Source organism: Rhodococcus sp. SJ-3 (assembly GCF_051918125.1).
In the GTDB taxonomy this organism is placed as follows: domain Bacteria; phylum Actinomycetota; class Actinomycetes; order Mycobacteriales; family Mycobacteriaceae; genus Rhodococcus.
Genome location: NZ_CM123306.1, coordinates 2,446,113 through 2,467,764 on the forward strand (window position 1 = coordinate 2,446,113; position 21,652 = coordinate 2,467,764).

The window sequence follows — 21,652 nt, forward strand, 5'->3', positions numbered from 1 at the left end:
TGGCGTCCGAAGGATTGGAAGGTGAACATGTCGATCGTCGTCGTTGCGGGTAATCCCAAGCCCGGCTCCCGAACTCTCGATGCCGGAGTTCGGCTCGCTACCGCACTGACCGGCCGGGAACCCGACCACGTGATCGACGTGATCAGCCTCGGTGCAGGTCTTCTCGGGTGGGGTGACGAGGACGTCGCCGCCGCTGTGTCGACTGTCTCCGAGGCCGCTCTGGTGGTGTTCGCCAGTCCGACGTTCAAGGCAACCTACACCGGTGTGCTGAAACTGTTCCTCGATCAATTCGCCACCGGCGACGGATTGCGCGATGTCGTCGCGGTGCCGCTCATGCTGGGCGCAGGCCCGGCGCATGCACTGGCGCCAGACCTGCTGCTCAAGCCGGTACTGGTGGAACTGGGTGCGACGACACCGGCGCCAGGGCTGTATCTCCTCGACTCGACCTATACGACGGACAACTCCATCGCCGAGTACGCCGGACGCTGGTCGCCGGCGGTGACTGCGGCAGTCCGCACGGAGGCGTCTTGAACGCACTTCGACCACTTGGTCGCGTTTGTCCGTTCTTCCACACCTGGGGATAAGTGTGTTGAGCGATGTGCACGACGATCCGCGCTGCTTCAGCGCAATGCGACGTCCAGAACGGCCATGAGTTGTGCAGCACGGCTTCTGCCTGTCGGTGCCGCTGGATACCGGCACAGGACGTCGATCAACACCGGAGTTGCTCGCATGCGCGCTCTCTCGATCATCTCGTGTCCGACGGCCGGGTCGTCGCCGGCCTCGATCTCTGCGATACGTGCCGCATTGGCTGCCGCCCGAAGGATGTGCCCGACCTGGTGGGCTTTCGCGATGGGATGCAGATAGGCCGCGGCGGCGGCGTCGCCTGCGGCTTGTGCGGCCAGTCGCGCGACCTCGGTGGGAGCGTCCGCGGCTGCGCGATGCGCATCCATCGAGGTGATGCGCTGAAGTTTGGTTCGGCGCGCACCGCCGATGAACTCCCAGGCAGCGTCCAAGGCAGCGCGAGGTCGAGGATCGTCGGGCTTGACGGCCTCGAACCGGGGGAGCACCTCCTGGGCGGACTCGGCGACGTAGCGAGCAACCACACGCAATTCATCGTGTGTCAGTTCGAAGTCGCCTGTCACCGACGTCATGGCTCGGCCCTCCCTCGTCGAACTCGCCCGATCGGCACCGCGCCGGCGCCGGCCGACCCACAATGGGTGACAGCATGTCCGTCGTCGACGAAGGGATGTCCCAGTGGATCGATACGAACTCCCGCAAACGGTCCGCCGATCGTCGAAGGAGGTGCAGGAACTGTACGGTACCGCCTATGAAGCAGCGGTCAAGCGGGTCGGGGAGGGCGAGGAGGCCGAGCGCGCAGCCTACGGGGCGGTCAAGGAGAAGTACGACCTCGAGAACGACCATTGGGTACCGAAGCAGGATTGATATTCGACAGCGCCCTCGGCGAGGATGAACGACCCGATCAGCGCGGATATCCGCGGCGTACCGTGCGCGCGAGGATACCGAGGGTTGCTTTCAGGGATCCTTCGGCGATGACGGGGAAGATTCCCGCCTCACGCCATTTCGGGTCGATATCGGACCAGTCGTAGTACGAGGTCACGAGAGAGCCGCCTTCGGCCGGTTCGATGCGGTACCCGTAGATGTGCCCGATCTGCGGGCGAATGGTCCCCAGGATGGTCCAGGCGATTTCACGGTCCGGAACGAAAGTCTCGATATTCACTGTCACGTCGTATTCGCCCATCGGAAAGTCGCCGAGAGCTTCCCGATCCATGTGCACGACAAAACTGTCGCCGACGGCCCGCACGACGTCGCCTTCTGCATCCATCAACATTCCGGAACCATCGATGGCAACGTGTCCCTGGGGATCACAGAGCACCGAGAATATCGACGCGGGATCGGCTTTGATGGTGCGCTGTACTTCAATCCGCTCATTGGTCACTCGAGGATGTTGTCAGATCGACGACGAATGTGCACCTGTCTACGTCACAGTGGCTTCACGCTGCTGGACGTACAGACTGTCGACGAATCGAATGAAGCCGATGTGGCAATGGAACGCACTGCGATCAACGGACACCTGCCGATGCCGATACGGTGAGGTGTATGAGCGCTGTTCCGAGCCACTGGATTCCGCACCGCCGCGAGGACGGTGAAGTCATCGGCTGGATCGACCTGGAGTCACAGGAGCCGGAGATGATTCCCATCGACCGCCTGGGCCGACCCCTCGAGCCGGTCTCCGACTGGACGATGGCCGAGGAAGTGCTCGAAGACCGTGGTCTTCGATTCCTCATGAACCGGTTCCATTACGACGGTCATACGGTGCGGATCAGGCACCTCTACGACGACCGTGTGATCGTCACGACCGCGGTATCCGATGCTGTCGGTGATGTCGGGCAGGAGTTCACTCTGCCTTTCCCGGTGGGCACGGACCTCAGTGAGATCCGAACGCGCTGATCGGACGGTCACTGTGCCGGTGGCAGACCCAGCGCATCGGCGAGCAGCGGCCACGACTGATGGAAAGCGTCCTGCCAGTACCCCCAAGAATGGGTACCTCGAGGCTGCAGGTCGAACGTCGCGGGAATGTCGAGTTCGTTCAAGCGGTTCTGCAGGTTCGTCGTGCACCAATGCACGGCCGCCTCGATCACACCGCCGACCACGACCTGGTTCGCCAGCGCAAGCGCCTGATCCTCGACACTCGCATCCGGTTCCACGACCGTGAACTCATTGCCGAGGGTTTCGTGCGGGCCGGGCAGGCCGGTGGCGTCGGAGATGAACAGCTTGGTTCCGCGCAGACCCTCGGCGTTGACCACCGGATCGTTCTCCACCCATGCCGGATCGTCGTCTTCGCCGTACATGTTGCGCACGTCGCCGCCGCCCCATGTCTCGACGACGAGTTTGACGAACTCCTTGCCGATGGGGTCCGACGTTTGTGCGCATCCGCTGTAACCCGCTGCTGCGGAGTAGAAGCCCGGTTTGGCGATCGCGTACTGCAACACGGCGGTGGCAGTCATCGAATTCGCGGCAATGGCCTGTACGCCGTTGGTACCCAGCGCGGCATCGATCAGCGGAGGAAGCTCGTCGAGGAAGAACGTCTGCCACTTGTTGAGACCGAGATTGGGATCTTCCCGTTTCCAATCGGTGTAATACGAGAACGCGCCGCCGATGGGCATGACCACGTTGACATCTTGTGTTTCCAGAAAATCGCCGACGTCGGTATTGGCCCACCATGTCGCAGCATCGGTACCGCCACCGGCGCCGTTGACGAGATACAGCACGGGCCGGGCCTGGGAGGCGTCCCGTGGCCGCTGGACCCGGACCGGGATGTTCTTGTCCATCGCCGCGGAATAGACCTGCAGTGTCAGATGCTGTCCGTCGATTTCGCTCGAGACGATCCGGGATCCGTCCGGCGACACCGGGTCGGCAAGCAACGCTTGCGCCGTGACGATCGGGTCGGTGGCGTCGCGGTCCTGTGCGAACGAGATGCCACTACCTGCGGTTGCGGCCAGGAACGTTGCAATGGCTGCTGCAACGACGGCGGTCCTGAGCATCGCGGTCCTCTCGCTGGTGCCGGCGGGCACGCGAGGAGCCCGAGGATCGATATGCAGCCATGATGCACCACGCACCGTGCTCTCGCGGGTCGACCGAACGCATCCGGCGCTTCGTCAGTGGCGCCGAGTCAGGTGCAAGCGGACGACCCTGCGGCCGTCGAGTTCGCTGACGGTCAGACGGTGGCCGTCGACAGTGAGGCTCTCCCCGAGGCGGGGAAGGTGTTGCAGGCGATCCAGAACGAAACCGGCCACGGTCTCGTAGGGCCCATCGGGCAGGGTGATTGCGGTATCGCGGGCGAAGTCGTCGATGTGCAGCTGGCCGTCGATTTCCTGATGCAACGGTGGTTGCCGAGCAGGAGCTTCGGCCGAATCCGGGTCGTCGGTGGGGTCGAATTCGTCGCCGATCTCACCGACGATCTCTTCGACGATGTCCTCGATAGTGACGATTCCCGCGGTGCCGCCGTACTCGTCGACGACAAGTGTGAGCTGAGCATTGTCGCGCCGCATCATCGTCAACGCTGCCAAGGCCGGTATGGAGCCGGGCAAAGCCAGGATCGGCCGGCAGAGGTCACCGACGGTACCGGAGTGCGTGTCCGCGTCGGCGAGCATGAGATCACGCATGTGAACGAAGCCGATCACATCGTCGACCGTGTCGGCAGTGACAGGAAAACGACTGTGCGCCTTGTCCAGGGCGAAATTGCGGGCCTCGAGGATCGGGGTGCGGGCAGAGAGGAAGTCCACGTCGGTACGTGGACGCATCACCTCGGTCAACCGGCGTGACCCCACGTCGAAGACCTCCCGGAGCACACTGCGTTCGTCTTCGGGCAGTGCTTCGTGCCCGACCAGGAGTTCGCGGAGTTCTTCGCGGGTGACGTCCTCGTTCTTGCGGGACGGATCGCCGCCGAGCACGCGCACCAAGGCGTCGGTGGACACCGACAGCAACCAGATGACCGGACGCATCACGGTCGCGAATCGATCAAGGGTGGGGGCAGCGGCCAGTGCCGTTCCGGTGGCGCGTTGCAGGGCGATGCGCTTGGGAACCAGTTCGCCCAGCACCAGCGACAGGTAGGAGATGACCAAGGTGGTACCGATCAGGGCAACGGCGTTCGCCGCGGTGTCGGACAGCCCCCAGTGCTGCAAGGCCGGGGCGAGATCGGGAGCGAGAGTGGAGGCGCCATAGGCAGCCGAGAAGAAGCCTGCGACGGTGACACCGATCTGAACTGCGGCGAGGAACCGGTTGGGGTCGCGAGCGAGGGCGGCGGTGCGCTCGCCGCGTCCGCCGCGCCGGGCCAACTCACGCAGCTGGCTCTCGCGCAGCGACACCAACGCGATTTCGGTGGCAGCGAATACGCCGCCGATCAGCACGAATATCAGAACCAAGGCAAAGTTTGCGGCGATGTTGGAGGTCATGCAGACCGCTTCCGGCCGGGGCGGAAGTAGGCAGGTCCGGGTGCGTCGTCCATGTCCGTCTCTCCTTGCCGGTGGTCCCAGTGTAGGAAAATCACGGTTCAGGGGGCCGCGTTCGACGCAGTAGTGCGATGAGTTTTTCGGACGCCGGAGGTCTCACCTGTCACGACTATCGGAAGAGAAGACGGAGATCACGGTGAGCCAGCTGCTGAGAGTTCAGAATTTCGGCGTGTCCAGCGACGGTATCGCTGCGGGCGAGAACCAGAGTTTCGAGAATCCGTTCGGCCTCGACCACGGTGACATGTTCGCGTGGGCCGGCGCCACAGCGAGCTGGCCCAACCGCACGGACCCCGGTGGAAGCCGCGGTCTCGACGACTACTTCACACGCGACTTCACGCACAACATCGGGGCCGAGATAATGGGCCGCAACAAGTTCGGTCCGCAACGTGGCCCCTGGACCGACCACGAATGGCTCGGATGGTGGGGCGACGAGCCTCCGTTCCACACGCCGGTGTTCGTCATGACCCATCATGTGCGCCCGTCGTTCACGCTCGGCGACACCACGTTCCACTTCGTGAACAGCGACCCGGCAACCGTCCTCGAGCAGGCACGCGAGGCCGCACAAGGGAAGGATGTGCGCCTCGGCGGTGGCGTCACCACGATCAAAGAGTTCCTCGACGCCGATCTGGTCGACACCATGCATGTAGCCGTGTCGCCCGTGAAGTACGGACGAGGTCTCCGGCTCTGGGAATCACCCGACGAGTTGCGCGACAGGTTCCACCTGGACGTCGTACCCAGTCCGAGCGGTGTCACTCACCACGTGTTCTGGCGGAAATGATGCGGACGAATCACTCCGCGCGGGGGCGCGCGAGATACCCGGCGATGAAAAGCCCTTCGGCCGACACACAGACCTCCCCGTCGGACGTGCTGATCTCGCCGATCGTATGGATTTTCTGGCCGTCGCGCGACACCTGACGGGCAGCGACCGTCAGCGGTTCGAACAATGGCGCCACGCGGTGGTACCGGACCGTGAGCTGCGCTGTCATGCCACGCTCGCCCGCGAAGTCGTTCGCGTTACCGAGAGCGTGATCGAGTAGGAGCGCAGACACACCGCCGTGCACCTTTGCCGGTGGCCCCTGGTACGGCAGGTCGAGCGTGGTTTCGCCGCGGATCGATCCGTCGTCGTATCCCCGGAACTGCAGCGGCGGTGCGATCGGATTGTCGACGCCGGTGACAGGACTGTGGCGCGTCGGTCCGTTTCCCTTCCACATTTCGACCAATCGCGTGTCGAGGTCGGGGGAGTGCTCGTCGAGCGTGTCCGCGATCTCGTGCAGCGTGTCGCGGATGCGGGCGAGGTGTGGGTTGTCGCGTCCAGTGCGCAACACCGCCGCCATGAGACGTCGCGTTGCGTCCGCGACCTCCTCGATCACATGGCCTGTGGGTGGGGCGCAGGTCGCGACACCTTCGTTGGTCTCTGCCGAGGCAGTCGATGCCATGGTCACCCCTTCTCCACAATCCCTGCGCTGTACGAGGACCGACGGTAGGTCCTGACCGCAACGGTCGCCGGGCAACTTCCGCTGATCGGGAGCGGAAGCATTCGCGCTGACCGCGACGGTTGTCCGGAGTGCCGAACTGGCGCGAACCGCAACCTGAAACCGCACGGTGCGCGCACCATTGTTCTGTGACCACACCCGACCAGGGCCGTCCCACTCGCGCACCATTGGTGCTGGCATCGTTGATCCTCGTCGCGGCGGTCGCGAACCTGAACCTCGCCGTTGCGAATGTCGCACTGCCCGATATCGGGAAAGCCTTCGATGCGACTCAGACCAGTCTCAACCTCATCGCGGTCGGATACTCGCTCGGATTGGCGGCGTCCGTCCTCTATCTCGGCGCCATCGGCGACCGCTACGGACGCAAGAGCATGCTGCTCCTCGGCATGGCGCTGTCGGTGCCCGCGTCGCTTGTCGCCGGCCTTGCACCGAACGAGGGGATCCTGTTTCTGGCCCGGGTGATCGGGGGAGTGTCGGCTGGGCTCGCCTATCCGACGACGTTGGCGCTGATCACGGCGCTGTGGTCCGGAGCGGGCCGGACCCGAGCAATCGCGTTGTGGTCGTCGATCGGCGGTGGTCTCACCGCGCTCGGGCCGCTCGTCGCCGGGTCGCTGCTGGAAGGCTTCTTCTGGGGATCGGTGTTTCTCGTGACGATCCCGCTGGCACTCGTGGCGCTCGGCCTCACGATCGCGATCGTGCCGAGCCATGTCAACGAGTCGACGGACCCCGTCGACCACCTCGGCGGAATCGTGTCGGTAGTCCTGGTCGGATCACTCGTCATCGGTATCAACTTTGCTCCGGTGGACGGAATGACCACCGTCGCCGTGTCTGCGCTCGCGATCGCTGTCGCCTCGGGTGTGGGTTTCGTGATCCGTCAACTGCGGGCGCGGAATCCGCTGTTCGATCTGCGGATCGCGCGGCGTCGGACCTTCTGGGTCGCGGCTGTTGCGGGCATCATCGTGTTCGGCACGCTGATGGGGACGATGTACATCAGCCAGCAGTACCTGCAGAACGTCCTCGGGTATTCGACACTCGCCGCGGGATCGGCCGCGCTGCCCGCTGCGTTGGTGATGGTGCTGGTGGCGCCGCAGTCGGCGAAGCTCGTCGAGTCGCACGGGGCTCGGTTCACGCTGCTGCTGGGATACGTCGCAATCGTGCTCGGATTGGTGGTGGCTCTGATGATGTGGGACGCCGATGCCCGCTACTGGGTTGTTGCCCTGGGTTTCATGTTCCTCGGCGCAGGTGTCGGCCTGGCAGGCACACCGGCATCCCACTCGCTGACGGGCTCGGTGCCGGTGTCGCGCGCGGGCATGGCCTCCGGAACAGCCGATCTCCAGCGCGACCTCGGTGGCGCCATCGTGCAGTCGATTCTCGGAGCGCTGCTCACAGCGGGGTATTCGGCATCGTTCGCAGCCACGATTGCCGCGAATCCGCAGGCGTCGTCGGTCAGCGAACCGACGCAGGCCGCACTGGAGAAATCGTTCGCGGGTGCGGCGAACATCGCTGAACGGTATCCGCAGTACGCGCAGCAGATCATCGCCGCAGCCCGAGCAGCATTCCTCGACGGCGACACACGCGCATACGCGGCAGCGATCGCCATCGTCCTCCTCGGTGCGGTACTTGTGTTCTTCGCATTCCCGAAGCGCGACGCCGAGCGCGAGCTACTGGCGAGTTACGCCGCAGAGGATGCGCGTGAGGCCTGAACGGCGTGTCGTCGGTGCCCGAACCGGCAGTTCGGCGAAGGTGGCGGCATGGTCTCTGCCTTGCGATACGTCCTCATCGTCGCCGGGGGTGTTGCATCAGGTGTCGTACTGGGTGAGCCCAGCGTCGACACCTACATCGACTTCGGCTCGAACGCGGTGTTCGATTCCGATGTCGCAGCGGTCGCGGCGGGCTCGATCGTGGCGATACTCGTAGCAACGGTGTGCCGTGGCCGCTCCCAGGTGGCAATCGCGGTCCTCGCAGGGACTCTGCTCGTGGCGATCGTCGCGTTGCCCGGAGCATGGCGTTACGACACCTATCCCGCGACGATCGGCGCGGGCCTGATTCTCGGTGGCCTGTTGACGATATGCAGGGGACCACAACTGCTGTCTCGGCAGAGCGTCCTTTCCGGTGCTGTGGTCGCCGGTCTGTTGACGGCGTCGCCGATCGCCGAATACCGAAGGTTTGCGGCCGCGTCCCCCGGCTGGGCCGCGTACGTCGAGGTGAGTGAGCAACCAGCGAATATCGTGTGGTTGACCTCGGCGATTGCCGTCGCTGTCTTCACGATCGTGACAGCGGTGATCGGCGGTATCGATACGGGCGACGACGCACGGGCGTGGGACACGCGTGAGCTGGTGGCCGGAGTCGGAATCCCTTTCGTCGCAATCATCTTGTACTGGTCGTTCGACCGTGCCCTGTACACGCCGACGAGTGACTTCGGGCAGGGGCGATGGATTCTGGGCATCCTGATCGTGCCGATCGTGATCATCGCGGCACTGAGCTTGCGGAACCGCTCCGGAAAGCTGCTTCTCGCCGCTGCTGCACTGCTCGTCTCGGCTCGTGCAGCAGAGGAGCTGACCCCGGGCGCGTGGCCGATCCTGTTGATCCCGTCGGCACTGGTGGCTCTCGGTGTGTGGCTCGGCCGCCGCTATCCGGTGCCGCTTGTCGGGATCGGAGTGCTGGCGCTCGTCGCGGCGACGGCGATCTTCGAGCGGGCACCATGGGACAACATGCATTTCGTATCGACGATCTTCGTCCTACCGTGTGCTGCCGCATACACGATCGTCTCGTCCCTGCCCTCCACCGCAACTGTGACTGCGACGTCGCTGACGCTGCCGGCCGTGATGGCGCTGCCGTTGATGATCCAGTTCGGATGGACCGCATACACCCCGCTCACCGAAGCGAATCAGGCCTTTCCGGAAGATGTGCCGAGCACGTGGACGGTGATGACGGTCGCTGCGTCGGTGGCGTCGGTGATTGCGTGCGGTGCCGCTATGGCGTGGTTGCAGTACCGGAGGCCGGGCCGGGACAACACTGTGTGATGGATGGCCCGGCGCCCGGTATTGCAGGCGTCAGGGCACGATCACTTCGGTCGACACGGGGATGTTCGGCCGGTCGGTCCGGAGAGTGAGTTGGACCCGCCCCGGACCCGTATGTACCTGCACGACCATCGGAGTGGTGCTCGAGTGGCGCGCGGGAACGAAGTGGCTCACCGAACCGCTCTGCCCGGTATCGAAATTTCGCCAATCGATGATGGCAGTGACGTCGCAGGCCAGGAATGTCGGCGCCCACTCACCCAGTGGTGAGAACCCCTGTGTGATGCGCAGTTCCACGGAGTGAGTGGAACCGGGCGCGTTCGAATACTCGTACAGCGGACCGTCGTACGCGGTGCCGGACGCGCTCAATATGCCTGCGCAGATGCCATTTCCCAACGTCAACACCGGCGCTGTCCCGACATCGTTCATAGCGCAGGATCGCGGTCCCACATTCGACCACCCGAGCATGCATGGGTCGGCGGCACTGGCCACGCCCGGTGCCGCAACGAACATTGCAGTGCCAAGGAGTCCGGCAGCTGCAGCTGAAGTCAATCGATGTGAAATTTTCATGCCCTCCACATCGTGCACGATGCAGAATTCATTACACCGGCCGGGCACATTCGGTGCCCCGACGATGCACTACGTCATCGAGCCTTCGAATTTCGAACTGCGTGTCACATTCGAGGCATCTCCGGTGTCTTCATGTCGACACCACTTCGATCGGAGGAATGATGACCACCAGAATCCCGCCGGCGGAAATGACCGGACTCTACGGCGGACTCGTCAAGGCCATATCGCGACGCATGGTCGGCAACGTACCCGACGGTGTAGCCGTGTTGTGGCACAACCGAAAGGTGATGAACTTCAGTCTCGGTGTCGGCCGCAGAATCAAGCGATGGGACCGGTGCGACGAGAATCTGAAGTCGCTCGCCAACATGGCGGCGGCGGCGTTCGTCGGATGCGAATTCTGTCTCGATTACGGGTATTTCGAGGCACACAACAAGGGTCTCGACGAGAAGAAGGCGCGTGAGACACCGCGGTGGCGTGAGTCCGAGGTGTTCACACCACTCGAACGTGACGTGATGGAGTACGCCGAGGCGATGAGCGCTACCCCGCCGACCGTCACCGACGAATTGTCGGCCCGCCTGCTCGATACACTCGGTCCGGCCGCACTGGTCGAGTTGACGGCCCACATCGCGTTCTCGAACTTCGCGACGCGCTCCAACATCGCGCTCGGTGTGAGTTCGGAGGAATATGCGGCGAGCTGCGCTCTCGAGCCGCTCGCCGTAGCGTCGAAGTCATGACCGACGATCCGTTCGTCGCCCACCGCGGCCTGCTCTTCACAGTCGCGTACGAGATGCTCGGTTCGGCAGCCGACGCCGAGGACGTCGTCCAGGAAGCATGGCTGCGATGGGATGCCGCGGACAGGACAGAGGTACGCGACGCCCGCGCCTACCTGGTCCGGATCGTCACTCGTCTGTCGCTCAACCAGTTGCGGACATCGGCGCGGCGACGCGAGGAGTACATCGGAGAATGGCTGCCCGAGCCTGTCCTGACCACCCCCGATGTTGCGGAAGATCTCGAACTGGCCGACAGCCTCTCCATCGCGATGCTCACCGTGCTCGAGACACTCGCACCGGCAGAACGTGCGGTCTTCGTATTGCGTGAGGTTTTCGATACTCCGTACGAGGAGATCGCCGCTGCGGTGGAGAAGACGCCGGTATCGGTCCGGCAGATCGCTCACCGTGCCCGCAGACATGTCGCCGCGCGACGACCCCGGATGGAGGTCGATCCGGGCGAGCAGTCTGTGATTGTCGAGAAGTTCCTGGCAGCAGTCACGACGGGCGATATCCAGGCGTTGATGGAGGTCCTCGCCCCGGATGTCGTCGCGATTGCGGACGGCGGTGGAGTGGCGCCGGCATCGAAGAAGCCGGTCGTCGGAGCGCGGCGGCTCGCCTCGCTGCTGGTTCGCTACCCGAAGCTTCGGGGTTTCGAGGTGGCTGCCACTCGGATCAACGGCATGGCGGGTGCACGCCTGACTGCGAACGGCGCCACGGTCGTGGTGAGTGTGGTGGTTGCCGACGGCAGGATCACCCACATCTACGGGATCGCCAATCCGCACAAACTGGGACGCATGAACGAGACGGTGGAGTTGCGGCGGTGAGACGTCGCCGGGCAACTCACGACCTGTGCGGGCTTCGTGCTCCACGAACACCGCGTACCCGAAAATCTGCGCAAACAGGTGTAGTCCGCTCTTCGATGGGTATACAGCGAGGACGCTGTCGATGTCCGGCACGGAGTGGATCTGTGCCGGACATCGCTTGCCTTGATGCACGAGAAGGGACTTGTAGCGATGCTCGGACTCGGAATTATCGGCTGGATCATCATCGGCGGCCTGGCCGGCTGGATCGGTAGCAAATTCATGGGCACCGACGCCCAACAGGGCATTCTCCTCAACATCGTCGTCGGCATCATCGGTGGACTGCTCGGCGGCTTCCTGTTGAATCTGCTCGGAGTCGACGTCGAGGGTGGCGGACTGATCTTCAGCTTCCTGACGTGCTTGCTCGGGGCGGTTATTCTGCTGTTCCTCGTCAAGGCAGTCACGGGGCGTGGCGTTCGTCGTTGATCTCTGCTGCCTGAAACTCGCCGTGGCCGACTCGATGTCGACCACGGCGATTTTCTTGTCCGGAGTGCGCACCTGCGTGGCAACACGAATGAAACTTGTATTGTCTGTGAAATAGATCACCCTCCTTTTTCTGTCGTGTAGGTGATTGGGCGAACGGTCTGGGTACGCGATGTGTGCAGATGGGAAACGGCCCTGATGCAGAAGAAATGAATGCGGACCGAGTCCGTATCTACACGAGGAGGAAGAATGACCGAAATCCTGCAGGCAGTAATCGACAACCTCGATGCCATTCTCGGTACGCTCTCCAGCGGTAGTGCACAGCTACTCGGAACGCTGCAGTAATCGCACTCCGCTAGAGGGAATCGGAGGGTTTTCCTCTGAGAGTGTCGATCTGCACGATCATCGGCCACAGCGGTTGATTCGACCGCTGTGGCCGATGCGTGTCGGCAACGAAGTGGATCAGGGACGGACGCCCACTCCCGTGGCGATTTCCCTTATCCGGCCCCGCGGCGAGTCGGGCGCCAGAGGCGGGGTGGGAAGTCCGGCACCGGCGCGCAGCCCCTCGACGAACTCATCGAGGATGTCAGCAGGCGCATGAGCCGGGGACCAGCCGAGTTCAGCACGCGCGCGGGCACAATCCATCAATGGCAGGCGCAGTACGGTGTCGAGCAATCCGGGTTCGGCCGGCGCGATGTGGGCGTGCCACGCGGCGGCGACTGCCGACCGTACGAGTCCCGGGCGGACAGCGACGACACGTGCGCTGAGTACATCGGCCAGAGTGCGCGCGTCGACCGAATCTTCTGCAGCGATGTTGAACGCTCCGCGGACGGGGCGTACGACGGCGAGTCGGTAGGCCTCGGCGACATCATCGGCGTGGACGATCTGCATGCGTAGCCCGGGCATGTCGGGGACGACAGGGATGGTGCGCAGGAGTGAGCCCGGCACGAAGGGTCCCGCAAAGATCCGCCGCTGTGCCGACGCGGACCCGCGCTGGAAGATGAAACCCGGCCGCATGCGCACCACTCTGATATCGGGGTGGCCGAGCTCGAAAGCGTCGAGCCACCGTTCCAGATACGCTTTCTCTCGTGGATACGCTGCGCCGGGCCACCCGTGCGTGGGCCAACTCTCGTCGACCCTGCGATCATCCCGTGGACCCGGGGAGTAGGCGCCCACCGACGACGCGACCACGATGGTCGATACCCCCGCTGCTGCGGCCGCGGTCAACGTTCGAATCGTGCCGAGCACGTTGTTGGACCACGTCGCCTCCGCTTTGTGCGTCGGCTGGAAAAGCCAGGCGAGATGCACGAGGGCGTCGGCGCCGTGCAATGTCGAATCGAGATCGTCCACGGCGATGTCGACGGCCGCGAATTGTGCTTTGGGTGCAGTCCAGTCGGTGTCACGTCGTGCGACACCGAGCACCGAGCCCACACTCGGGTCGGTGCCGAGCGCTCGGACGACGGCGGTGCCGACATTCCCGGTCGCGCCGGTCACCACGACGTGTTTGTTCGGCAGGTTGGCTTTCGGGTCTTCGGTCATGGTTCCGGGTACCCGCGATGGCCTGCGTCAACCAGTGGTGTTGATGAACCACTACCCTCCCCGCAGGTCTTGACTGTCCTGTATATGTCACAGCCGAAGATGCTCTGGCCGAGTCATACCCACCAATAATGCAAGGATATTCGAATGGATCTGCTTCGCGACGTTGTTGTACTTCTTCATATCGTCGGCTTCGCAGTCACATTCGGCGGATGGGTCACCGAAACAGTGGCCCGGCGATTCCGTATGACCCGCGTGATGGACTACGGGCTACTGTTGTCGCTCGTCACCGGCTTCGCATTGGCCGCGCCGTGGCCTGCAGGAATCGAACTCGACTACACGAAGCTCGGCGTCAAACTCGTGGTCCTCGTGATTCTCGGGGGTGTCATCGGCATGGGCAGTGCCCGCCAGCGACGCTCTGGCGAGCCTGCGCCGCGTCCACTGTTCTACGCCGTCGGCGTCCTTTCGATACTCAACGCCGGGATCGCCGTCATCTGGTGACGGATCCTGTCCAGCGGGAGCCTTCGTATGCCCGATCGGCGCGCGCGGTTAGTGTCCGGCGCATCGGATCCACGCGGAAGGAACAGTGATATGCCGACCGTCGAAGAGCGCCTCGATCGCCTCGAAGCTCTCGAACAGATCAAGATGCTCAAGCATCGATATTTCCGGGCGTGCGACGCCAAGGATCCTGAAGCCATGCGCGCGTGTTTCGTCGAGCGGGGAGCCGACATCTACTACGGTCCTGCGCTCGGTAGCTTCGACGACGCGGACGGGCTGGTCGACATCTACTCCAGAATCGCCCTGCAGCGCGTCGATGATCGGTACGTCATCCTCGACATGCACCACGGCATGCACCCCAGCATCCAGCTCACCGGCCCGACTACCGCGACCGGCGCGTGGACGCTGCGTTTCCGGCAGGTGGATCTGAACGCCCGCACCGAACGGGTCACCGCCCTCGACTACGACGACGACTACGCGGTCGAGAACGGCGAATGGAAGGTCGCCAGGTGCCACGTCAAGGTGCTGTGGTCGATCGAACGTCTCCTGACAGACGATGTGAAAGTGGTTCAGTAGCATGCCAGAGCGCAAGGTTGCCCTCGTTACCGGAGCGAGCCGCAGCGTGGGTAGAGGCGTTGCGTGTGCGCTCGGTTCGGCCGGGTGGACGGTCTACGTCACGGCCCGCGGGTCCGTCGGCGTGGATGGCCCGCTCGACCGGACCGCCGCGATGGTCACCGAACGAGGCGGAAGCGGTATCGCTGTACAGTGCGATCACCTGGACGACAAGCAGATCCACGATCTGTTTGCGCGGATCGCGGACGAGCAGGGCGACCGTCTCGACCTGCTGGTGAACAACGTATGGGCGAGCCCGAAAGGGTTTGCCGGCTTCAGTGATCCATTCTGGAAGCGGCCGGTGGACGACTGGGACAGCCTCATCGGTGTGGGTCTGAGAGCCCACTACGTCGCGTCGGTCGAGGCTGCCCAGCTCATGGTGCCTCGTGGAAGGGGCATGATCGTCAACATCTCCTCGTTCGGCACTCGTGGGTACCTGCATTCAGTGCTGTACGGGATGTCGAAGGCGGGTCTGGACAAGATGGTGGCCGACATGGCCGTCGACCTGCGCGGCACCGGCGTGACCGCATTGTCGTTGTGGCCGGGACTGGTGAAGAACGAAGCGATGCTGGCACGCGGCCTCGACAACTTCCAGGGATTCCCACTCGCCAACGCCGAGACCCCAGAGTTCATCGGACGGGTCATCGCTGCGTTGGCTGCCGATCCGAAGGTGAACGAACGCAGTGGATCCACGCTGATCACGGCCGAGGTCGCGTTGGATTACGGCGTTGTGGACATCGAAGGAAACCAGCCGGATTCGCATCGGAGCGTATTCGGGGGAGGCCCGGTCTTCGGAGGCTGATCAACTGGCGCACATTGCGTCAATCCATGGTTGACGTTCGTCATACGTCAACCTATGGTTGACGTATGACTGAACCAACGCGTAGCACCCATCCGGTTCGCCTCGACGACCTCATCGAGGCGATTAAAAAAGTCCATCCCGACGCCCTCGATCAACTCCAGGACGCCATGCTCGCCGCCGAACACCTCGGGGAGGTCGCCGACCACCTCATCGGCCATTTCGTCGACCAGGCCCGACGCTCCGGTGCGTCGTGGTCGGAGATCGGTCGGCGCATGGGAGTCTCCAAACAGGCTGCCCAGAAGCGATTCGTCTCCAAGGCCGACAACGATCTCGACCCGAACGAGGGATTCAACCGCTTCACTCCGCGCGCGAGGAACGTGGTGATGGCCTCGATGAACGAGGCACGCGCCGCAGGCAATGACGAGATCACCCCCGAGCACCTCGTTCTCGGGTTGTTCGCGGAACCAGAGGGTCTTGCGGCCCGCGCGATGGTCGCGCAGGGCGTCGCGCAGGACGAACTGCGACGTACCGTTCTTGCTGCGCTTCCGGCGAAGACGACCGGCCAGGTTCCCGAGCTGATTCCATACGACGCGCGCGCTCGAAAAGCTCTGGAACTGACTTTCCGCGAGGCCCTGCGGCTCGGCCACAACTACGTGGGTACCGAGCACATTCTCCTGGCGCTCCTCGAACTGGAGAACGGCACGGGAGCGTTGTCGTCGGCCGGTGTCGACAAGTCGAAGGCAGAAGCGCACGTCGCCGAAGCGCTTGCCGCGATTATTGCCGAGCAGGAGAAATAGCACGAACCTCAACCCTCATTGCAGGAGTGTCACTTTCGGTGCTGGTCATCGCGGGATGCAGTAACGACACTTCCGGCAACGAGGAGACCGTCGAGATGCCCCCTGCCACCCCTACCCCGACCACCACCCTGCCCGCCTCCCGCGCCCGGTACGTCCGCCGACGCGTTCGGTTTCCCGACAGACACCGATGCCAACGCCTGCACGTACGGCGAGGACTTCTGACAGACGAAGCTGCTCAGAATCCGCACAGTGCCTTCCGCGAACGTGACCCTGTGCCGGAACGTCCGGCACGCACGCGACGCGAGGAGATCTGACATGCGCACATTCGTCATCGACACAATTCCGGTGGAGGGCGTGGAACTGGACGAATCACGGCTTGCTCGGATTGTCGGAGGCTTGCCCAAGAGCCGGGGTGACAGGGAGCGGACCGGCTGCACCCCCGATAGCCCTATCCGAGGGGACGATCCAATCCTGCACTGAGCCCGGAATGCCGGTCACTCGACTCGGCGAGGGACGCACAGTTGCGTCCCTCGCCGAGTTGTGTCCAGCAGCAGTGTTCGGTGGCTGTGTATTTGCTGCGCTAATTCATTGCTCAGAGTCTGCACAGCGGCCCTCGTGACTATATCCGTGCTGCCGGGAGGTCCGGCACGGAACACACGAGGAGAGCCGAATGAGCAAGTTCGCAATCGACACGATTTCCGCGACCGGCGCCGAACTGGACGAGTCACACCTAGCCCGGATCGTGGGCGGCAAGGCGAAGACCAAGGAAAGGTGCGAGATCATCATCAACCAGGAGACATGCCAACCAGAGGGCCCGGATCGCATCGTCCAGGGCTAGTTGAAGGGTTGTCGACCCATCTGTGCGTCTCTCACCGGGGAGATCGCGCCGATCCGTAGCCCGGGGCGTGATGCTGCGCCCCGGGCCGCCTCCGGAGGTCTTCGTAATGCCAGATGTCCTTGTCCTCACCTGTTCCGGCGACGTGCATGCAGAAGCTGTCATAGAGCGGTTGTGCCAGCGCGGGGCAGACTTCGCCGTTATCGATCCGGGAGATTTCCCCGTCACCGCAGTACTTTCAGTCTCTTACTCCCGATCCGGACTCATCGAACGCACCCTCATAGGCTCGGCAGGACGTCTTGATCTCGGTGCCATCGGCAGCGTCTGGTTTCGGCGGCCCAATGTGCCCGAACCACATCCGGAGATCGACCATCCCGGTGCTCGTGACTGCGTCCGCGAGGAAATCCGTGCTCTCTCGCGATATATGTGGGACAACCTCGACTGCTTGGCTGTGCCAGGGACGATGAGGGCCATCCGAGAGGCATCGTGCAAGCCGGCGCAACTCGCGCGCGCCGGTCGCCTCGGGTTCGAATTGCCTCCAACAATCATCACTACTGATCCTGAGGAGTTTCTGGAGTTCTGGGGTAGTCATGCTGGGCAGGTCATCACGAAACCGTTGGATGGCCTCAGCATCGGAGTGGACGGAGAGGTATCCGGCCGATATTCCGAGATCCCGACCATCCTCGATCTCGCCGCAGCGGACGCTGTGAGATTCTGCCCTGTCATTGCGCAGGCGTATGTGCCCAAGGATGTGGAACTGAGGGTGACCGTCGTCGGTGACCGCGTGTTCGCGGTCGAAATACGCAGTCAGCGAAGTAATCATGCTCGACGGGACTGGCGAAACTACGATGCCGCCCCGGGCATGTACGCACTCCACTCGCTGCCGGATGAGACGGCCGAGCGCTGCATTCGGCTCGTGACCGAGCTGGACTTGAACTATGGCGCCTTGGATCTGATCCTGACACCCGACGGGCGCTATGTCTTTCTCGAAATCAATCCGGCCGGCCAATGGCTGTGGCTCGAATCCGCGACCGGCGCCCCGATCGCGGACGCGGTCGCAGATCTGCTGCTGTCCACCGGCGACCGGTCCTCACGATCCTTGATGAACGGAGCCCTTCGATGACTCTCACGATCCCGCAGCGGCGGCATTCATTCGACCCGGGCGTGGTGTCCGATGCTCTGGACGTGATCCTGTTGGAGAACAGTGCTGGGCACACTGATTCGTCGGAATCCCTCCGTTTGCTGCGCGAGAGCAACAGTGATTTGCGGATTCGGTTGATACGGCACGTGGAGCCTTTCGACGGGTCGTCTCAAAGCGCACTGCTCATCACCGACACGGAGGGAAACGTGACAACGGTGTCGTGGTCGCCGCCCTCGACTGTGCCGTGGCCGCTTCGCGGGGCGCGGCGGGCCGGTGAATCAACCCTGTTGTCCGTCGACGGGGAGACGCTCACGGTCGGTGACGCCATTCTGCATCTCGACGGGATGTGGGACCGTCCGGACCTCCTCACCGGACTCATCGATGCTTGCGTGATACGTATCGAGCTCGAGGAAGACCCTGTCGAGTTGACCGACGCACAGATGCAGGAAGCTCTCGACGCGTTCCGCCGGGCGCGAGGTCTGCTCACTCGCGACGCTACCGAGGCATGGATGGCACAGAATCATCTGAGCCCGAACATGTTCGAACGAACCGTCCGGCACGAAGCCGAGCTTGCGATCCTTCGTCGCCGCGTGGTCGGCGATCGTGCGTGTGCGTGGCTACGTGAGCATGGAGAGACCCTCGACCGTGCGCGTATCACGCGCGCAGTGTTTCCCAGCCGTGCAGAGGCACGCGAGTTCGCAGCACGGGTTGCGGATGTTGATTCCTTCGATGCGGATGACGCAATCCGCTACTTCGCCGGCGAACTGGGGCTTGCTGTGGCCGACGGTCGCGGACAGGCGGAATTCTGCGACGTCAAACGTAGTGATCTCCACGGCGAACTCGCGAATTCGGTTTTCGCTGCGGCGCCGGGGACTGTGATAGCTGCCGAGACGGGTGATGGCGAATGCGAAGTTGTGCAGGTCCTCGCCGTGTATCGAAGCCGGCTCGACGCAACTGCACTGCACATCGTCGAGCGTCGACTGTTCGGTGAGTGGCTTGCCGAGCGCAGGCGCGCCGCGCGTGTCGAGTGGTTCTGGGGAGAGGCCGAGAAGACCGATCGCGTGACGGCGGGCATGGCGTCATGACGCGGAGGGTTCGGTTGCGACACCAGTCGGGGATCTCGGACTGCGGTGCAGCATGCCTGGCCATGATTCTCGACTTCTACGGTGCACCGATGCCGGTCAACGACGTGGCGGACGACCTTGCGGTGGGGCGCGACGGGACGACGGCACTCACGCTGGTTCAGGTTGCCCGCGACTATGGGCTGGACGTGCGTGCGTTCGGCCGGCCCGCCGAGTCGATCGCCGACGGACACACGAGGTTGCCGGCCGTGGTGCATTGGGATCACAACCACTTCGTCGTCGTCGACCGTGCGACGGCGCGATACGTGGCGGTGGTGGATCCGAGTCGGGGACGGCAGCGCCTGACGCACACTGATTTCGCGGAGCGGTACTCGGGTGTTGTGCTCGAGTTCGGTGCGGGCGACATATCGTCGAAGACGCGGCAGGTACGGCACCGCGATACCCGCTGGCGGCGAGACTTCCTCGACCTCGTGTGGCGGGGTAACCGCGCATCGTTTGCGGGGGTCCTGAGTGCGGCGGTGATTCTGCAGATCGTCGGTGTCATAGTCCCTTTGCTCACCGCATTGTTCGTCGACAGGGTCGTTCCCGAGTCCGATTTCGGGCTCTTGGGCATGCTTGCGGTTGCGGTGGCGGGTATCGCCTTCGTGCTCCTTGCTCTGGGGGCACTGCGTACCGTGGTCATCGCTCGGATCCGCCGGCGGGTCGATGCCGTGCTCACCGGATATTCGGTCGAGCGACTGTTCGCACTGCCGTTCACGTACTTCATGCGACGGGGTACCAACGACGTTGCTCAACGCATCGGCGGTATCAGTACAATTCGTGATCTGTTCACCGAGAGGGTTGTAGCTGCTCTGCTCGACGGTCCACTTGCCCTCACCTATGTCGCAATCGTGATGTGGTGGGCACCGAGCGTCGGGGTCGGACTGCTGGCACTGACCGTGGTGCAGGCGTTGCTGATCGGCGTTGTGCATCGACGAGTTGTCGACCTGTTGCAACGTGAGGCTGCGACGGCGGCCGAAGCGGAGGGCACTCTCATCGAGAGCATCCGCGGGATCGAGACGGTGAAGGCGTCCGGAACCGAGGCTGTGGTGATTGCCCGGTGGAAGCGATTGTTCGAACATGCTCTCGCCGTGTCGGTCCGCAGTTCGCTCGTGTCGGGGCTGGTCGACGCCGCACAGGCGGCTTTGCGTGCGGTTGCGCCTGCGGTGCTCCTGTTTGTCGGGGCGTTTCATGTGGTGAGCGGCAGGCTTTCTCTCGGTCAGCTGATTGCGGTCAACGGGATGGCAGTGGTGGCGCTCGGATGCGTGACGTCGTTGCTCACACTCGTGCAGTATCTGCAGTCTGCCGCGGCATATGCACGGCGCCTTCAGGACATCCTCGAATCGGATGTGGAACAGGAAGGCCTCGACGTAAATACGGCGCCGCAACTTTCGGGAGCGATCCGGCTTCGGGGTGTCGGGTTTCGTTATGGTCCGAGGTCCCCGTGGGTACTCCGCGGCATCGAGTGCGATATTCCGGCGGGTGCCACAGTTGCGTTGGTGGGGCGGTCGGGTTCGGGGAAGAGCACGCTCGCGCGCCTACTGCTCGGGTTGTACGGCCCAGAGGAAGGCACCGTTCTCTACGACGGTCTCGACGCGCGGTGCTTGGAGGCGCGGTCACTGCGTGCACAGTTCGGCGTGGTGACGCAGGGCAGTGCACTGTTCACCGGGAGCATCGCCGACAACATTGCTACAGGCAATCCCGAAGCGCCGTTCGTGGATATCGTGCACGCGGCCTCTCTTGCACAGATCCACGAGGAGATTGCTGCGCTGCCGATGGGCTACGACACGGTTCTCCGCGAGGGCGGTGGTCTCTCCGGTGGGCAGCAACAGCGCGTGGCGATAGCTCGTGCACTCTTGACGCGGCCTCGCGTGTTGTTGTTCGACGAGGCGACGAGTGCCTTGGATTCCATGACCGAAGCTGCGGTCGTAACCGGACTCGGGCAGCTGCGCCAGACCCGAATCGTCATCGCTCATCGTTTGTCGACGGTGCGCACCGCCGACCTGATCTTGGTGCTCGAGGCAGGCAGGATCGTCGAACGCGGCAGCCACGCGCAGTTGCTCGCGAAACAGGGAATCTATGCAGGTCTGTGTGCCGAATCAGCGCGGTAACCTCGAGGTCTGGAGGTCCCGGGGAGTGGGGCCGTGACC

Annotated in this window: 24 protein-coding genes and 1 pseudogene; 18 read left to right on the top strand and 7 right to left on the bottom strand. The window is 63.6% G+C overall.

Going from position 1 to position 21,652, the window contains the following annotated elements:
- The first annotated feature begins 27 nt into the window (after window positions 1-27).
- Window positions 28-531, top strand: coding sequence for an NADPH-dependent FMN reductase (locus ACTDXD_RS11245; protein WP_440127612.1), 504 nt, complete (start codon window positions 28-30; stop codon window positions 529-531).
- Between the two features lie 89 nt (window positions 532-620).
- On the opposite strand, the gene ACTDXD_RS11250 is transcribed toward ACTDXD_RS11245, so the two are convergent.
- The gene (locus ACTDXD_RS11250; protein WP_440127102.1) at window positions 621-1,151 is read right to left on the bottom strand and encodes a putative immunity protein; all 531 of its coding nucleotides are present in this window, start codon (window positions 1,149-1,151) and stop codon (window positions 621-623) included.
- Window positions 1,152-1,254: 103 nt separating this feature from the next.
- Here ACTDXD_RS11250 and ACTDXD_RS11255 point away from each other — a divergent pair, with 103 nt between their 5' ends.
- A complete protein-coding gene (locus ACTDXD_RS11255) occupies window positions 1,255-1,443 on the top strand; it encodes a ChaB family protein (protein WP_440127103.1) in 189 nt (62 codons plus the stop codon).
- A gap of 37 nt (window positions 1,444-1,480) precedes the next feature.
- On the opposite strand, the gene ACTDXD_RS11260 is transcribed toward ACTDXD_RS11255, so the two are convergent.
- Complete coding sequence (locus ACTDXD_RS11260; protein WP_440127104.1) at window positions 1,481-1,957, bottom strand: polyketide cyclase; 477 nt, start codon at window positions 1,955-1,957, stop codon at window positions 1,481-1,483.
- A gap of 161 nt (window positions 1,958-2,118) precedes the next feature.
- Between ACTDXD_RS11260 and ACTDXD_RS11265 the strand changes: the two genes are divergently transcribed.
- The gene (locus ACTDXD_RS11265; RefSeq protein WP_440127105.1) at window positions 2,119-2,469 is read left to right on the top strand and encodes a hypothetical protein; all 351 of its coding nucleotides are present in this window, start codon (window positions 2,119-2,121) and stop codon (window positions 2,467-2,469) included.
- An 8-nt stretch (window positions 2,470-2,477) separates the two neighbouring features.
- On the opposite strand, the gene ACTDXD_RS11270 is transcribed toward ACTDXD_RS11265, so the two are convergent.
- Complete coding sequence (locus tag ACTDXD_RS11270; RefSeq protein ID WP_440127106.1) at window positions 2,478-3,563, bottom strand: alpha/beta hydrolase; 1,086 nt, start codon at window positions 3,561-3,563, stop codon at window positions 2,478-2,480.
- A gap of 114 nt (window positions 3,564-3,677) precedes the next feature.
- A complete protein-coding gene (locus ACTDXD_RS11275; RefSeq protein WP_440127107.1) occupies window positions 3,678-4,973 on the bottom strand; it encodes a hemolysin family protein in 1,296 nt (431 codons plus the stop codon).
- A 193-nt stretch (window positions 4,974-5,166) separates the two neighbouring features.
- On the opposite strand from ACTDXD_RS11275, the gene ACTDXD_RS11280 reads away from it, so the two are divergent.
- The gene (locus ACTDXD_RS11280; RefSeq protein WP_440127108.1) at window positions 5,167-5,808 is read left to right on the top strand and encodes a dihydrofolate reductase family protein; all 642 of its coding nucleotides are present in this window, start codon (window positions 5,167-5,169) and stop codon (window positions 5,806-5,808) included.
- A gap of 10 nt (window positions 5,809-5,818) precedes the next feature.
- Here the strand turns inward: ACTDXD_RS11280 and ACTDXD_RS11285 are convergent, their stop codons facing one another.
- A complete protein-coding gene (locus ACTDXD_RS11285) occupies window positions 5,819-6,466 on the bottom strand; it encodes a PaaI family thioesterase (protein WP_440127109.1) in 648 nt (215 codons plus the stop codon).
- Between the two features lie 185 nt (window positions 6,467-6,651).
- On the opposite strand from ACTDXD_RS11285, the gene ACTDXD_RS11290 reads away from it, so the two are divergent.
- A complete protein-coding gene (locus ACTDXD_RS11290) occupies window positions 6,652-8,223 on the top strand; it encodes an MFS transporter (protein ID WP_440127110.1) in 1,572 nt (523 codons plus the stop codon).
- Between the two features lie 48 nt (window positions 8,224-8,271).
- The gene (locus ACTDXD_RS11295) at window positions 8,272-9,543 is read left to right on the top strand and encodes a hypothetical protein (RefSeq protein ID WP_440127111.1); all 1,272 of its coding nucleotides are present in this window, start codon (window positions 8,272-8,274) and stop codon (window positions 9,541-9,543) included.
- 30 nt (window positions 9,544-9,573) lie between these two features.
- On the opposite strand, the gene ACTDXD_RS11300 is transcribed toward ACTDXD_RS11295, so the two are convergent.
- Window positions 9,574-9,966, bottom strand: coding sequence for a hypothetical protein (locus ACTDXD_RS11300; protein WP_440127112.1), 393 nt, complete (start codon window positions 9,964-9,966; stop codon window positions 9,574-9,576).
- A 302-nt stretch (window positions 9,967-10,268) separates the two neighbouring features.
- On the opposite strand from ACTDXD_RS11300, the gene ACTDXD_RS11305 reads away from it, so the two are divergent.
- The 3 genes from ACTDXD_RS11305 to ACTDXD_RS11315 all read left to right on the top strand — a co-directional run bounded on the left by ACTDXD_RS11305 (window position 10,269) and on the right by ACTDXD_RS11315 (window position 12,163).
- Window positions 10,269-10,841, top strand: coding sequence for a carboxymuconolactone decarboxylase family protein (locus ACTDXD_RS11305; RefSeq protein WP_440127613.1), 573 nt, complete (start codon window positions 10,269-10,271; stop codon window positions 10,839-10,841).
- The gene (locus ACTDXD_RS11310; RefSeq protein WP_440127113.1) at window positions 10,838-11,701 is read left to right on the top strand and encodes an RNA polymerase sigma-70 factor; all 864 of its coding nucleotides are present in this window, start codon (window positions 10,838-10,840) and stop codon (window positions 11,699-11,701) included. Before ACTDXD_RS11305 ends, ACTDXD_RS11310 begins: the two co-directional genes overlap by 4 nt.
- 189 nt (window positions 11,702-11,890) lie before the next feature.
- On the top strand, window positions 11,891-12,163 hold the full coding sequence (locus ACTDXD_RS11315; protein ID WP_440127614.1) for a GlsB/YeaQ/YmgE family stress response membrane protein: 273 nt from the start codon (window positions 11,891-11,893) through the stop codon (window positions 12,161-12,163).
- 459 nt (window positions 12,164-12,622) lie between these two features.
- Here ACTDXD_RS11315 and ACTDXD_RS11320 read toward each other — a convergent pair whose 3' ends face one another.
- Window positions 12,623-13,699, bottom strand: coding sequence for an NAD-dependent epimerase/dehydratase family protein (locus tag ACTDXD_RS11320; protein ID WP_440127114.1), 1,077 nt, complete (start codon window positions 13,697-13,699; stop codon window positions 12,623-12,625).
- A 144-nt stretch (window positions 13,700-13,843) separates the two neighbouring features.
- Here ACTDXD_RS11320 and ACTDXD_RS11325 point away from each other — a divergent pair, with 144 nt between their 5' ends.
- The 9 genes and pseudogenes from ACTDXD_RS11325 (at window position 13,844) to ACTDXD_RS11365 (ending at window position 21,613) form a co-directional block, all read left to right on the top strand.
- Window positions 13,844-14,197: a Fe-S protein gene (locus ACTDXD_RS11325; protein ID WP_440127115.1), complete on the top strand. Its 354-nt coding sequence runs from the start codon at window positions 13,844-13,846 to the stop codon at window positions 14,195-14,197.
- Window positions 14,198-14,287: 90 nt separating this feature from the next.
- On the top strand, window positions 14,288-14,770 hold the full coding sequence (locus ACTDXD_RS11330) for a nuclear transport factor 2 family protein (RefSeq protein ID WP_440127116.1): 483 nt from the start codon (window positions 14,288-14,290) through the stop codon (window positions 14,768-14,770).
- 1 nt (window position 14,771) lies between these two features.
- Window positions 14,772-15,608 (top strand): SDR family NAD(P)-dependent oxidoreductase, encoded by an 837-nt coding sequence (locus tag ACTDXD_RS11335; protein ID WP_440127117.1) that lies wholly within the window; start codon window positions 14,772-14,774, stop codon window positions 15,606-15,608.
- A 65-nt stretch (window positions 15,609-15,673) separates the two neighbouring features.
- Entirely contained in the window at window positions 15,674-16,405 is a 732-nt protein-coding gene (locus tag ACTDXD_RS11340; RefSeq protein ID WP_440127118.1) for a Clp protease N-terminal domain-containing protein, read from the top strand.
- 670 nt (window positions 16,406-17,075) lie between these two features.
- The gene (locus tag ACTDXD_RS11345; protein ID WP_440127119.1) at window positions 17,076-17,243 is read left to right on the top strand and encodes a putative ATP-grasp target RiPP; all 168 of its coding nucleotides are present in this window, start codon (window positions 17,076-17,078) and stop codon (window positions 17,241-17,243) included.
- A gap of 106 nt (window positions 17,244-17,349) precedes the next feature.
- Window positions 17,350-17,676 (top strand): annotated as a pseudogene (locus ACTDXD_RS11350) (MvdC/MvdD family ATP grasp protein); the annotation flags it as partial.
- 9 nt (window positions 17,677-17,685) lie between these two features.
- Window positions 17,686-18,363 (top strand): hypothetical protein, encoded by a 678-nt coding sequence (locus ACTDXD_RS11355; RefSeq protein WP_440127833.1) that lies wholly within the window; start codon window positions 17,686-17,688, stop codon window positions 18,361-18,363.
- On the top strand, window positions 18,360-19,466 hold the full coding sequence (locus tag ACTDXD_RS11360) for a TIGR04500 family putative peptide maturation system protein (protein WP_440127120.1): 1,107 nt from the start codon (window positions 18,360-18,362) through the stop codon (window positions 19,464-19,466). The genes ACTDXD_RS11355 and ACTDXD_RS11360 overlap by 4 nt, the downstream gene beginning before the upstream one ends.
- Window positions 19,463-21,613 carry a peptidase domain-containing ABC transporter gene (locus tag ACTDXD_RS11365; RefSeq protein WP_440127121.1) on the top strand — a complete coding sequence of 717 codons (2,151 nt, stop codon included), beginning with the start codon at window positions 19,463-19,465 and terminating at the stop codon, window positions 21,611-21,613. The genes ACTDXD_RS11360 and ACTDXD_RS11365 overlap by 4 nt, the downstream gene beginning before the upstream one ends.
- The last annotated feature ends 39 nt before the right edge of the window (window positions 21,614-21,652 follow it).

What these genes read in the sequence shown, in the direction of transcription:
- ACTDXD_RS11365 (WP_440127121.1), top strand. Translation starts at nt 19,463, where the DNA reads ATGACGCGGAGGGTTCGGTTGCGACACCAGTCGGGGATCTCGGACTGC.
- ACTDXD_RS11265 (WP_440127105.1), top strand. Translation starts at nt 2,119, where the DNA reads ATGAGCGCTGTTCCGAGCCACTGGATTCCGCACCGCCGCGAGGACGGT.
- ACTDXD_RS11250 (WP_440127102.1), bottom strand. Translation starts at nt 1,151, where the DNA reads ATGACGTCGGTGACAGGCGACTTCGAACTGACACACGATGAATTGCGT.
- ACTDXD_RS11340 (WP_440127118.1), top strand. Translation starts at nt 15,674, where the DNA reads ATGACTGAACCAACGCGTAGCACCCATCCGGTTCGCCTCGACGACCTC.
- ACTDXD_RS11275 (WP_440127107.1), bottom strand. Translation starts at nt 4,973, where the DNA reads ATGACCTCCAACATCGCCGCAAACTTTGCCTTGGTTCTGATATTCGTG.
- ACTDXD_RS11305 (WP_440127613.1), top strand. Translation starts at nt 10,269, where the DNA reads ATGACCACCAGAATCCCGCCGGCGGAAATGACCGGACTCTACGGCGGA.
- ACTDXD_RS11315 (WP_440127614.1), top strand. Translation starts at nt 11,891, where the DNA reads ATGCTCGGACTCGGAATTATCGGCTGGATCATCATCGGCGGCCTGGCC.
- ACTDXD_RS11300 (WP_440127112.1), bottom strand. Translation starts at nt 9,966, where the DNA reads ATGAACGATGTCGGGACAGCGCCGGTGTTGACGTTGGGAAATGGCATC.
- ACTDXD_RS11335 (WP_440127117.1), top strand. Translation starts at nt 14,772, where the DNA reads ATGCCAGAGCGCAAGGTTGCCCTCGTTACCGGAGCGAGCCGCAGCGTG.
- ACTDXD_RS11330 (WP_440127116.1), top strand. Translation starts at nt 14,288, where the DNA reads ATGCCGACCGTCGAAGAGCGCCTCGATCGCCTCGAAGCTCTCGAACAG.
- ACTDXD_RS11325 (WP_440127115.1), top strand. Translation starts at nt 13,844, where the DNA reads ATGGATCTGCTTCGCGACGTTGTTGTACTTCTTCATATCGTCGGCTTC.
- ACTDXD_RS11295 (WP_440127111.1), top strand. Translation starts at nt 8,272, where the DNA reads ATGGTCTCTGCCTTGCGATACGTCCTCATCGTCGCCGGGGGTGTTGCA.
- ACTDXD_RS11310 (WP_440127113.1), top strand. Translation starts at nt 10,838, where the DNA reads ATGACCGACGATCCGTTCGTCGCCCACCGCGGCCTGCTCTTCACAGTC.
- ACTDXD_RS11285 (WP_440127109.1), bottom strand. Translation starts at nt 6,466, where the DNA reads ATGGCATCGACTGCCTCGGCAGAGACCAACGAAGGTGTCGCGACCTGC.
- ACTDXD_RS11320 (WP_440127114.1), bottom strand. Translation starts at nt 13,699, where the DNA reads ATGACCGAAGACCCGAAAGCCAACCTGCCGAACAAACACGTCGTGGTG.
- ACTDXD_RS11345 (WP_440127119.1), top strand. Translation starts at nt 17,076, where the DNA reads ATGAGCAAGTTCGCAATCGACACGATTTCCGCGACCGGCGCCGAACTG.
- ACTDXD_RS11360 (WP_440127120.1), top strand. Translation starts at nt 18,360, where the DNA reads ATGACTCTCACGATCCCGCAGCGGCGGCATTCATTCGACCCGGGCGTG.
- ACTDXD_RS11245 (WP_440127612.1), top strand. Translation starts at nt 28, where the DNA reads ATGTCGATCGTCGTCGTTGCGGGTAATCCCAAGCCCGGCTCCCGAACT.
- ACTDXD_RS11270 (WP_440127106.1), bottom strand. Translation starts at nt 3,563, where the DNA reads ATGCTCAGGACCGCCGTCGTTGCAGCAGCCATTGCAACGTTCCTGGCC.